The sequence below is a fragment of the Gimesia aquarii genome, from assembly GCF_007748195.1.
Lineage (GTDB): Bacteria > Planctomycetota > Planctomycetia > Planctomycetales > Planctomycetaceae > Gimesia > Gimesia aquarii.
In genome coordinates, this window is sequence record NZ_CP037920.1 from 7144604 (window position 1) to 7156318 (window position 11715).

8 protein-coding genes are annotated in these 11715 nt (G+C 44.4%); 4 read left to right on the plus strand and 4 right to left on the minus strand.

What is annotated here, in order from left to right; all coding sequences use genetic code 11:
- Nucleotides 1-18 precede the first annotated feature (18 nt).
- Nucleotides 19-954, minus strand: coding sequence for an SMP-30/gluconolactonase/LRE family protein (locus V144x_RS27195; protein ID WP_144990195.1), 936 nt, complete (start codon nucleotides 952-954; stop codon nucleotides 19-21).
- A 336-nt stretch (nucleotides 955-1290) separates the two neighbouring features.
- On the opposite strand from V144x_RS27195, the gene V144x_RS27200 reads away from it, so the two are divergent.
- Together V144x_RS27200 and V144x_RS27205 are read left to right on the plus strand one after the other, a co-directional pair.
- Nucleotides 1291-4293: a PVC-type heme-binding CxxCH protein gene (locus tag V144x_RS27200; protein WP_144990197.1), complete on the plus strand. Its 3003-nt coding sequence runs from the start codon at nucleotides 1291-1293 to the stop codon at nucleotides 4291-4293.
- A gap of 134 nt (nucleotides 4294-4427) precedes the next feature.
- Entirely contained in the window at nucleotides 4428-5852 is a 1425-nt protein-coding gene (locus tag V144x_RS27205; RefSeq protein WP_144990199.1) for a class II fumarate hydratase, read from the plus strand.
- Nucleotides 5853-5959: 107 nt separating this feature from the next.
- Here V144x_RS27205 and V144x_RS27210 read toward each other — a convergent pair whose 3' ends face one another.
- Nucleotides 5960-6652, minus strand: coding sequence for a metallophosphoesterase family protein (locus V144x_RS27210; RefSeq protein ID WP_144990201.1), 693 nt, complete (start codon nucleotides 6650-6652; stop codon nucleotides 5960-5962).
- 372 nt (nucleotides 6653-7024) lie between these two features.
- Here V144x_RS27210 and V144x_RS27215 point away from each other — a divergent pair, with 372 nt between their 5' ends.
- Both V144x_RS27215 and rdgB read left to right on the plus strand, forming a co-directional pair.
- The gene (locus tag V144x_RS27215) at nucleotides 7025-8095 is read left to right on the plus strand and encodes a hypothetical protein (protein ID WP_144990204.1); all 1071 of its coding nucleotides are present in this window, start codon (nucleotides 7025-7027) and stop codon (nucleotides 8093-8095) included.
- A gap of 169 nt (nucleotides 8096-8264) precedes the next feature.
- Complete coding sequence (gene rdgB, locus V144x_RS27220; RefSeq protein ID WP_144990206.1) at nucleotides 8265-8891, plus strand: RdgB/HAM1 family non-canonical purine NTP pyrophosphatase; 627 nt, start codon at nucleotides 8265-8267, stop codon at nucleotides 8889-8891.
- Nucleotides 8892-8909: 18 nt separating this feature from the next.
- Here the strand turns inward: rdgB and V144x_RS27225 are convergent, their stop codons facing one another.
- Together V144x_RS27225 and V144x_RS27230 are read right to left on the minus strand one after the other, a co-directional pair.
- Nucleotides 8910-9575 carry a CvpA family protein gene (locus V144x_RS27225; RefSeq protein ID WP_144990208.1) on the minus strand — a complete coding sequence of 222 codons (666 nt, stop codon included), beginning with the start codon at nucleotides 9573-9575 and terminating at the stop codon, nucleotides 8910-8912.
- A gap of 96 nt (nucleotides 9576-9671) precedes the next feature.
- A complete protein-coding gene (locus V144x_RS27230; RefSeq protein ID WP_232102659.1) occupies nucleotides 9672-11489 on the minus strand; it encodes a GspE/PulE family protein in 1818 nt (605 codons plus the stop codon).
- Between the last annotated feature and the right edge of the window lie 226 nt (nucleotides 11490-11715).

Consider the following 11715-nt stretch of genomic DNA (forward strand, 5'->3'; position numbering starts at 1 on the left):
TTCGATTCTAAAATGATTTTATGGAAACTGAGCGCCTTTGACATCCATTTTTAAACTATAAACTTTATTAGAACAGGTGAGAAACAACGTTTTTCCCTCTTCTCCTCCAAAGGTCACATTCGAACAAAATTCAGGAACGGGAATCAGTCCTAAAGATTCTCCCTGGGGGCTTGCCACCCAGACCCCGCCTCGTCCCGAAAGATACAGGTTACCCTTAGAATCGATTGTCATACCATCGGGAGAATCTTGTCGCTTCGTATCAGGATTGAAAAACACTTTGCCTTCCCCAACGCTTCCATCTGCTTTGATGGGAAAACTCTTCCAAAGCTTTTCGTGACTATCACCTACGTAAAGCGTCTTGCCATCGTTGGCGGCAATCACTCCATTAGGAACCGGTATCGTAGTAATAATTTTTTTGACCGTTCCATCAGTCGTTCTCACATAAACAGCACTCGTTTTGCGATGCTTAAAATCAGGATCTGTAAAATAAATATTTCCATTCGGAGTTTGACAGACATCATTGGGCTGATTCCACATCGAATTTTGAGCCACAACAATTGTCTCACTCGGACCAGACTTACCAAATCCATAGCTCATCACATGTTGGCCATATGCCTGCGCTCCGAGCATGCGTCCCTCATTAGAAAGATAGGTTCCATTGATCCCTTTGGTATGATCGAGCCATACCATCACTTTTCCTCGCCTTTCCAACCGCAAAATCTTAGACTCTTTGTCAACAAACGAAGTAAAATACAATCTCTTTCCTAATGGATCCCAAGTTGGTCCTTCAAAGAATGCTTTGGCAGCATACTCTTCTTGAAGCTTTGCATCCGGTGCTACTGTCTTAGGCAAGGGATGTATTTCTTGTCTAGTATCATTTTGATCTTGGCCCAAAACGATCTGAGAGCCAAAACACAAACCTATGATCGCGAGCGTCAATTGTTTGTTCATCATCTTACAGGGTCCTATTTCGAATGAATTGTTGAAAATGCTAGCATTCTTTTGAACAACTTCTTTTTAATTATCGTAAGAACGGAGAGCAGTCGGGAGCTACTGAAGACAAGATTTTTTCTTATAAACTCCACAGAAGCTTAAGCTTTCATAATCAGAAAAACCATTATGGAATCTCAGCTTGATACTTGATTTTGATGTCTTCACTGCTCAGACTAAAGAGTTGTTTCTGAATTTACTTAAGGAATTCAACTTCTATTTTCATACCCAGGTAAAAATCCTGGGCCCCGCCTGAATTGATTACAACTATCGAACCATTGACTTAAAGGATCCAGAACAATGAGCCATCGATTGCTCTTTCTGCTTACGATCTCACAAATCATAACTACGTTCACAATCAGTCAGGCTGCGCCGCCAATACCACCTCCGAATAACAAAGGAGGAGAATTTTTCAACCCAGCAGATTCACTAAAAAAATTCACTGTTCCCCAAGACCTCAAAATTGAACAGGTGCTGGCTGAACCGCATGTTAAACAGCCCATTTTTCAAAACTTCGACGAACGGGGGCGAATGTGGGTTATTAACTACCTGCAGTACCCCTACCCTGAAGGCCTTCGAGTTCTTAGCAAGGACAAACATCTGCGCGCTGTTTACGATAAGGTTCCCTTACCACCTCCTCATCACGAACGGGGTGCCGACAAAATTACAATTCATGAAGATACCGACGGCGATGGCAAATACGACAAACATAAAACGTTTATCGATGGCTTGAATATTGCCTCTTCATTCGTCAAAGGACGTGGCGGTGTCTGGGTCTTAAATCCTCCTTATCTGTTGTTTTATCCTGATCATAACAACGACGATGTTCCCGATGGTGACCCTGTTGTCCATCTCGAAGGCTTCGGTCTGGAAGACACCCACTCTGTAGTCAATAGTTTACGTTGGGGGCCCGATGGTTGGCTGTATTCCTCACAAGGAAGTACAGTCTCTGGCAAAGTGAAAAAACCCGGACAAAAAGATAAAGAAGCCATCGCTTCTCTCGGTCAGTTGATCTGGCGATATCATCCTGAAAAGAAAATTTATGAGATATTTGCTGAAGGGGGTGGTAATGCCTTTGGTGTGGAAGTCGATAAGAAAGGTCGTATCTATTCAGGACACAACGGCGGAAATACACGTGGCTTTCATTATACGCAAGGCAGCTATTACCAGAAAGGATTCGGAAAACACGGACCTCTTTCAAATCCTTATGCATTTGGTTATTTCCAGGCGATGAAGCACGCTAAGGTCCCCCGCTTCACACATAACTTTATTATCTATGAAGCCAATACACTTCCTTCAAAATATCACGGCCATTTATTCGGAATCGAACCTCTACAAGGCCGCGTAGTCGAAAGCCAAATCTCCGATGATGGATCTTCCTATAAAACAGAAGACTTACAGCGCCCCGTGGCTACCACTGATAAACGTTTTCGGCCCGTCGATATCAAACTTGGTCCTGATGGTGCGGTTTATTTTTGTGATATGTATGAACCACAGATTGCCCACCTTCAGCACTACCAAGGCAATGTGGAAAAAGGAGATGGCCGTATCTATCGGATCAACGCCAAAGATGCCAAGCCTGTTGCTCCCTTTGACCTAGGTAAAAAAACTTCACTGGAGTTGATTGCAGTTCTGGACCATCCCAACAAATGGTATCGCCAACAGGCCTTACGCCTGTTTGGAGATCGAAAAGACGCTACCGTTATTCCCGCTTTAAAACAGAAACTGTTCGATTCGGAGGGACAATCAGCATTAGAAGCACTCTGGGCTCTGAACCTGAGTGGCGGGCTGGATGAAAAGATAGCCCGCAGATCCTTACAGCATAAAGACCCTTTCGTCCGCGCTTGGACCATCAGACTATTATGTGATGAAAACCAGGTCCCAGCAAAAATCGGGCAGCAATTGACTGCTCTTGCTTTAACGGAACCACACGTACAAGTCCGTAGTCAACTTGCCAGTTCATCCAAACGGCTTCCCGCAGAAATCGGGCTACCCATCGCCTTTAATCTACTAAGCCGTTCAGAAGACCTTGAAGATATTCATCTTCCTCTCATCCTGTGGTGGTCATTGGAAAAGCGGGTTGCAAAAAATCGAGAAGCATTGCTGGCTTACTTTTCAAAAGTGGAAGTCTGGCAATATCCACTCGTCGAAAAATATATTCTGGAACGCATGATACGTCGGTTTGCTTCCACAGGATCACGTAATGACCTGATTATTTGCGCAAAGTTGTTGGAATTGGCACCAGAAAAATCGCATGCTGAAATTCTCATGTCAGGCTTTGAAACGGCAATGAAAGGTCGATCTCAAACCAGCTTCCCCAAAGCACTGGTCATTGCGATGTCAAAATATGGTGGGCAATCCATCTCCTTAGGTATTCGCCAGGGTGACAAGGCTGCCATTACAAAGGCATTAAAAGTCGTAGCAGATTCCAAAGCCGATAATCAAAAGCGACTCGATTACATCCAGATTTTTGGTGAAGTGAAAGTACCACAATGTATTCCCGTGCTTTTAAAAATTATCAAAACATCAAGCGACTTGCAGATGCAGATCGCCTCAATCAATGCTCTGCAGCAATATCCGGACGAAACAATCGGTAAGGTCGTTACCGCTCAGTATCCGGAAATGTCGGACGATTTACGCAGCGCTGCTCAGACACTGGTTTCAATCCGTAAACCCTGGACGCGCGAATTCTTAACGGCTCTTGACGCGGGAAAAATCAACAAAGAAACAGTACCAGTTGAAACAGCGCGTAAAATGACCGTTTATAGTGATGTAAACATTGCCAACCTCATCTCCAAGCATTTTGGCTCTATTTCTGGAGCGACAACCGAAGAAATGCAAAAACAAATTGCCGCCTATCAACAAACTCTAGAGACATCTAAAGAATCTCCTGATCGTTATGCTGGAGAAAAACTGTTTCAGAAGCATTGCGGAAAATGTCATAAACTGTTTGGTGAAGGAGGTGAAATCGGCCCAGACCTGACTGCCTTCAAACGCGATGATGTCGGACGAATGCTGGTCAATATTGTAAATCCCTCTGCTGAAATTCGCGAAGGATATGAAACGTTCCTGGTAGTCACAGAAGATGGCCGAACTGTCAATGGATTCCTTGCAGATCAAGACAACAATGTGATCGTGATGCGTAGTGCCGATGGCCAGAGTATCACGATTGAACGTAACAATATTGACGAAATGCTGCCACAAAAAAAATCATTGATGCCAGAAGGACTGTTTAACAAACTCACCGAAAAAGAAATCCGCGATCTGTTTAGCTATTTGCGCAGTTCACAACCACTACCGTAGGCATTTCCAATCTGATAGTAAACGGCGATTGAGAAAACAGGATAACTTGCTAGAATTGATGCCGACTTTCAAAACCTTTGAAAGTCGGCTCTTTTTTTACAATTCACATCCACATCAGAGACAGGAAATATACCATGTCGGGGTTTCGAACCGAACGCGATTCAATGGGTGAAGTGCAAGTTCCCGCAGAGGCCTATTATGGCGCGCAGACTCAACGAGCCGTTGAGAATTTTCAAATCTCCGGTAATACTCTGCCTCCCAGCCTGATTCATGCAATGGGGCAGGTCAAACTCGCAGCCGCCCATGCCAACCGCGATTTAGGAAAATTATCGGGAACTGGCAAAAATCCCCTTTCTGAAACACAGATAGAAGCTCTTATCTCAGCAGCAACGGAAGTGGCTGCAGGCAAATTTGATGATCAATTCCCCATCGACGTCTATCAGACCGGTTCAGGAACGTCGAGTAATATGAATGTGAACGAAGTCATTAGTAACCGCGCTATTGAGATTCTGGACGAAGACCGATTTGCACCTGAAAAATCTGTCCATCCAAACGATCATGTCAACATGGGGCAAAGTACAAATGATACGTTCCCCACCGCTATCCATGTCGCAGTCGCTTCCAGTATTCATCATCAACTGATCCCTGGATTAGAAAAATTTGCTGACAGTCTTAAACAAAAGGCGAAGGAGTGGGATCAAATAATCAAAATTGGTAGGACCCACTTGGCCGATGCGACTCCGCTACGCTTAGGACAAGAATTCGGTGGTTTTGCCCGCCAACTGGAATTGTGTGTCGAACGTGCCAAGCGGGCAGCAGCTGCCGTTTATGAGCTGCCAGTGGGAGGCACTGCCGTTGGATCGGGAATTAACACTCATCCAGAATTTGGACACCGTGTCAGTCTCGAGTTGGCCAAGCTAACAGGCATTGCTTTCGTCGAGGCTTCCAACCATTTTGAAGCCAATGCACAAAGAGATGGACTAGTAGAATGTCATGCTGAATTGAAAACGATTGCCACAACTCTCTTTAATGTTTCTAACAACATTCGCTGGTTAGGCTCGGGACCTCGCTGTGGTTTTTATGAAGTCAAAATTCCTGACCTGCAACCAGGCAGCTCCATCATGCCTGGAAAAGTCAATCCCGTGATGTGTGAAAGTATGATGCAGGCGACCACACGTGTGATTGGTAACGACCAAACGATTACGATGTCTGGCGCAGCGGGTGGCCAATTTCAATTGAATATCATGATGCCTATGATGGGATTCACAGCTTTAGAGAGCATCCATCTGTTAGCAAATTCCAGTAATGAATTTGTGAAACTCTGTTGTGATCATATGGAAGCCAACAAAGAAGCCTGCAATGCAGCAGTCGAAAACAGCCTCTCAATGGTAACCAGCCTGAACCCACATATTGGTTACGAGAAAGCTTCTGCCTTAGCCAAAGAAGCCTTCAAATCAGGTAAAACCATTCGTGAACTTTGCACCGAACAAAAAATACTGCCAGATGAAACATTACGAGAAGCCCTTGACCCCATGAGTATGACTGAACCGCAAGCTTAGCCAGTATCCGGGATTATTGCAGCGTCTCTAGTACTGTTTGAACTTCGTATCATGGCTTTGAAGCCACTATGGTTAAATTGGAAGCGCTATTGAATTAAATTTTTCATTCAAGACATGCGACCGTTCATGAGAACTCCGGAAGCCATTTCCAGCGCCTCTCCTATTAATCCAGCTTCTTCCATCTGACGAATGGCAGCCTGGACATCGTATTCCTGTCGCTTCAAGAAAACTTTTCCATCTTCAATGATGGCATATGAACAACGAGGATCACCGTCTCGAGGCTGACCTACACTTCCCGGATTAACAACTTGTTTATCACCGAGATCGAGATGAAACGGTAAATGAGTATGCCCGACGCAGACAAAGTCAGCATGGATACTTTGCAATCGTGCTTTCCAGCCAGCTTCGTTGCCATTCAAGTATTCATCGAGTGGATCGCGGGGGGTTCCATGAACGAGGTAGAATGTCACTCCCTCAATGGTAATTTGCTGCGTAATAGGCAATCGTGCCAGATACTTCATTCTGACTCGGTCTAGTAACTCCCAGTGGAAGGGACGGGTTTCACACGCCAGCTTTCGAAATCCAGTTGCTCCTTTTGCTTCGACCCGCTGAGCCACCGCATGATCGTGATTGCCTCGCACACAAGCCGTTGCGTTCTGTTTTACCCATTCTATACAAGGTAACGGATCGGTCCCGTAATCAACCAGATCTCCGATACACAAACAATAATCAAAGTCTTCCTGGATCGAAGAGAGGGCTATCCAATTCGAATGAATGTCAGATACTACAAGTATGCGCATATCCCCTCATCCTGGTTTTGGCTGACTTACTTGGGAGCAGAGTCATAATGTAATTCTTATCTTATTATTTCACAAATACTTAGATTGTATGAAATATGCAATTCATTGAAAATGATGAATAGAGCAACACTGGCTATTCTCAGCTAATTTACACTGAACTCAGTGATTTGAGAGTCTTGAATGAATCACCTATAGACTCATTTTTGGCAAACTGCTAGACTCCCTCTCGCATGTCTGAGACATCTCAACTTCAAGATCACTAAAACGTGTATTTCATGGGTATCTGGATCCAATCAGGACGCATTGGAAATCAATGCCTGCTCTCGCTAATAAATTTATTCCAATTCGGACGCTTTCAGAAGGGATACTGATATGCGGACCATGCGACTATTTTACAAAAGTCTAATCATCACCTTGGCTATGGCCTTTTTTGTATCGAGTCTTCCGCCAGAAGCAGATGCAAGAATTGAAGCCATTAAAGGTAAAAAATATAAGCTTACCAAGCGGCATGGCCCCTGGATGATCATGGTAGCCAGCTTACGTGACATTCCTGAAAGCAGACGCTCAAAAGGTTTAAGCGCACAGGAGGCAGCCGACGAACTAGTCTACGAATTACGTAAGCGTGGAATTCCTGCCTATACTTTCAGCCAGGAATCTGTGATCCAACGTTTTAATACACTCGATCGCCTCGGTCGCGAAGAACGCCGCAGTTATGCTGCACAACGTGCGATGATTTCAGTGATTGCCGGTAATTATTCTGATAGTGAAGACGACGTTGCCCAGAAGACACTTAAGTATCTCAAAAAATTTCAGCCAAAAGTGCTTACAGAAAATGGCGTATATAATAAAACTCCTGGACAACCAGGACCACTGAGTGGAGCATTTCTAACTATCAATCCCCTGCTTTCACCACAAGAAGTGGCTCAAAGAAAACAGGATCCTCTCATTGCCAAACTCAATTCTGGCATTGAATACTCACTTTTGAAAAATAAGGGAAAATATTCTCTGGTTGTGGCATCGTTCTATGGAAACTCTGTCACTAAAACAGCAACTTCACGATTTCAAAATGCTTCCGAGACCTTAAAAATCAGTAATGCTCTGGACCAGGCTGCCGAGAATGCCTGGTCTCTCGCTAAAGCACTCAGAAATGCTAAAAGCTATGGATTCCCAGCTTCAGCACCTCAGAACATTGATGCATATATCCTGCATGAAAAATACCGATCCGTTGTCACCGTCGGCTCCTTTGATTCACCGAACGATCCTCGGCTCGTGGAATATGCCAAACTGTTTGGGGCGAAAATGAAAAAGCATCCAGAAACAGGTGTCGAATCGATGACCGCAGAATACTTTGTGATTCCCGGAAAGACACCACAATCACCACCAGTGGCATCTTGGGTATTTGACCCCAAACCGACTTTGATTCGAAACCCGAAAGCAAAGTAAACACAGTTCAGCTTATATAAAGACGGATTGCCTTCCCTCTGAAACGCAGGCTTGTTAAAGTGCCAGCAGTTGGGAAGGCTTTTTTTTGCGCGGTGAGATTGGAAAACCGTTGTTTCGTCCGACCCAAAGTAATGATTTCTGAATGTTTCCTTTAAAAATCAACTGATCAATGCCCCATCTTCCCATCATCATATTAGCCAGTCGAAATCAAAAAAAAGTTGGTGAAATTTCAGATCTATTACGACCACATGGTATCCAGGTGCAATGTGTGATCGATTTCCCTGATGTACCCGAGGTTGTAGAAGACGGCACCACGTTTGGAGAAAATGCAGCTAAAAAAGCATCTGAGGTCGCACGCGCCACTTCCCAGTGGACGATTGGTGAAGACAGTGGATTAATGATTGACGCACTGAATGGTGCACCGGGGATATATTCAGCACGATTCAGTGGAGAAGGTGCATCTGATGAACAGAACAATGCCAAAATGATTCAGGAACTGCAGAACGCACCCGCAGAAAAACGTACCGCCGCTTATATCTGCAATGTCGCGTTATCTAATCCGCAAGGAGAAATTTGCTTACAGACACAGGCCAGTTGTCGAGGACGTATCACTGAGGCTCCACGAGGGCAAAACGGATTCGGTTATGACCCTTATTTTGAAATTATTGAACTGCATAAAACCTTCGGCGAGCTAGCACCAATTGTCAAACAGCATCTTAGTCATCGAGCGCGGGCCTTTGAACGATTCATTCCACAGGTCGTCGATTTGTTCCGCCACGAATTCAGTCACGACTGAGACGCACCAACGTACGTGCTAAAATGCACGACTGGCTTTCTCTTCTGTTAAAGGTTTCGCGGCTTGCCCACCACCGGCTGCCCCTTGGCCTCTTCGCGTTGCATAACGAATGGGAAAAGATGGCCAGATACTATTCTGATGCTGTGGAAATGTGTATTCAGGTCCATCAAATATATGGCCCATAGAACCGTTACGCATAGACTTTTCAGAAACGTATTGCGTGAAACCCAACCATTGACGATCTGGGGCGACAGCTCCAAAAAAATTGGCTCTCTCTGGAGTAAAACCACCAAACTCACGCGGCAAAGGTGCTGTGTGCAAAGCCGTCAGTAAGAATGCCATGGCAATATATCCGGTCATGAATGCAAAACTCCATCGTGCGATTTCATGAACCAGAGGATGGACCTGCATATAAGTTGGAGCAATCCGCACGGTAACTTCGCGAAAGAGAAAAATAAAAGCAACAAATAACCCAACCAAGGCAATACTATCCCAGCGCTGCCGCCAAGCCCCGGAACTAGCAATATTATTCGTCAAGAAAGTTGCCAAAGGCTCGAAATAGTTCATCGCTAATAGACCAGCCAACAGAACAGAGACAAAGATAAACCCTGCCCCCCAGGCGCCTTCACTGGCAACACACCAGGTCACAATTCCCAAAATTGCCAAAAGTAAAATGTCGATCATGCTCGATTTCCGGAATGATTTGCCAATAACAAGATAATAAAAAACTCGTAGAATCAGTAACAGTATTCTAGATCTAGTAATTCACGAATCGTGAATTTACTTCACAACTCTCAATAATTCATCAATAGAAGTGATTCCTTTCACAACCAATCTTAAGCCTTCCTCTTTCATGTAAAGCATACCATTCTTCCGTGCCTGTGCTTTCAACTGAGACATATTAGACGCATCTCGTATCATGTCTCGCATCCGCTCATTAAACTCAAGTAATTCAACAACACTGATACGCCCCATATACCCCAATCCACTACAGGTGGGGCAAACGAATTCTCTGCTTTTAGGCAGTCTATAGAAGCACTTCACTTTATCTGGTGGTAAATTTGCTTTCTTCAAAAACTCAGGATTTGGTTGGTACGGCTCTTTACAGTCAGGACACAATCTTCGGGCAAGTCGCTGAGCCAGTAAGGCAGAGAGGGAACTCGCCAGCATAAACGGTTCCACTTCCAAATCAATCAAACGATACAAAGCTGTAAACGTATCGTTGGCATGCACTGTCGAAAATACCATATGCCCGGTATTCGCAGCCTGACAGGCAATGCGCGCGGTTTCAGCGTCACGAATTTCTCCAATCATAACCACATCTGGATCCTGGCGAAGAATACTTCTCAATGATTCTGCAAATGTCTGACCAGCTTTTTGGTTAATCTCGATCTGTGTGACATTTTCAATTCGATATTCCACCGGATCTTCAACTGTGATGATATTTCGCTGATACGAATCGATCTCATGCAAAGCGGCAAATAAGGTCGTTGATTTACCTGCACCAGTGGGACCACAGCACAAAAACAAACCATGTGGCTGCTTAACAATTGTACCTAACTTATCCACAAGCTGCTTGCGTAACCCGAGCTCTGATAATGAAGCGATTGAGTTTGTCTGATCTAGAATTCTTAAACTCATTTTTTCGCCATGCCGTGTTCCCTGACTGGCTAAACGAAAATCAATCTCACGATCAGGCATAATCGCACGAAAACTGCCATCTTGAGGACGACGTCTCTCGGTAATATCCATCGCACCCAAAACTTTAAAAATATTCAGAACAGCCTCACCGATAGAGCGATCAAAGCCTTCTGTGGGATACATGACTCCGTCGATTCGCAAACGCACCCCTACTTCATCGTCTTTTGGTTCAAGATGCACATCAGTAGCACGGCGCATAATGGCATCATAAACCAATTCTTTAGCCGCAAGAAAACCTCGCGAATTTTCAACACGACGTGAACTTGTTGGATCATCACCCCGCCCGGTCGACGACTTTCCAATGAATCGGATATCAGGACCCACAGCAGCTTGTTGAGTTTTTGTGCCACCAATACGAATTCCCATACGCGCCAGATATCGGATGGTTAAATTGCGTATATGATCGGGAGTCATCACTCTGCTGGAAGGGGGAACTTTGGCATTTCGCTCATGAATATAAAATCCTAAAGGCGTTCCGTAAGCCAGCAGTAGCACAAAAAATCCAACGATGAAGCTAGGCATACAAAATACAAGGAGAAAACCAAGTCCCCCAGCAACTAAGATAGCAGAACTCCAAAACTCGGTATTACTCTTCAAACCACGGCTGTCTTCATCGACCCAAGAAGATGTTTTTGCCCAAAGCAAAAACAACAACACGACCAGGAGAAACTTCCAAAAATGGAAATAAAACCCTTGTGAGTTTGTGAATCGTGGATCATTACCTCGAAAAAAGGGAACCGGAAGCGGCGGATATTGCCCAATAGCAGATACATTCGCTATCGTTCGCTGATTTTCTTCTGTTTCACCATCATCATTCAGACGGGGCTGCGCATGGATTTCTGTTAAATGCGTCGTAAAGCATAGAATTGCAATAAGACACGCCCAGGTAGATTTCACGCTGTTGTTCCTCAAAATTTGGGCTGATCAATCAAATGGAGTTGACCGAGATGCCGGAAGTCGGTCATTATAAAATGCTATGATAGAAGGACTTGAATTTACTTTATATTCGGTGCAGAAGGAACTGCATTCTCAATTTAAATTATAGAGAACCACGTTTTCACATATTTATACCGTTGTCGAGTCACTATTTTAGCATTTATTGATACAAGTATATAGTAACGAT

Coding starts and splice junctions, on each gene's coding strand:
- V144x_RS27205 (WP_144990199.1), top strand. CDS start 4,428: ATGTCGGGGTTTCGAACCGAACGCGATTCAATGGGTGAAGTGCAAGTT.
- V144x_RS27200 (WP_144990197.1), top strand. CDS start 1,291: ATGAGCCATCGATTGCTCTTTCTGCTTACGATCTCACAAATCATAACT.
- V144x_RS27195 (WP_144990195.1), bottom strand. CDS start 954: ATGATGAACAAACAATTGACGCTCGCGATCATAGGTTTGTGTTTTGGC.
- V144x_RS27215 (WP_144990204.1), top strand. CDS start 7,025: ATGCGGACCATGCGACTATTTTACAAAAGTCTAATCATCACCTTGGCT.
- V144x_RS27210 (WP_144990201.1), bottom strand. CDS start 6,652: ATGCGCATACTTGTAGTATCTGACATTCATTCGAATTGGATAGCCCTC.
- rdgB (WP_144990206.1), top strand. CDS start 8,265: ATGCCCCATCTTCCCATCATCATATTAGCCAGTCGAAATCAAAAAAAA.
- V144x_RS27225 (WP_144990208.1), bottom strand. CDS start 9,575: ATGATCGACATTTTACTTTTGGCAATTTTGGGAATTGTGACCTGGTGT.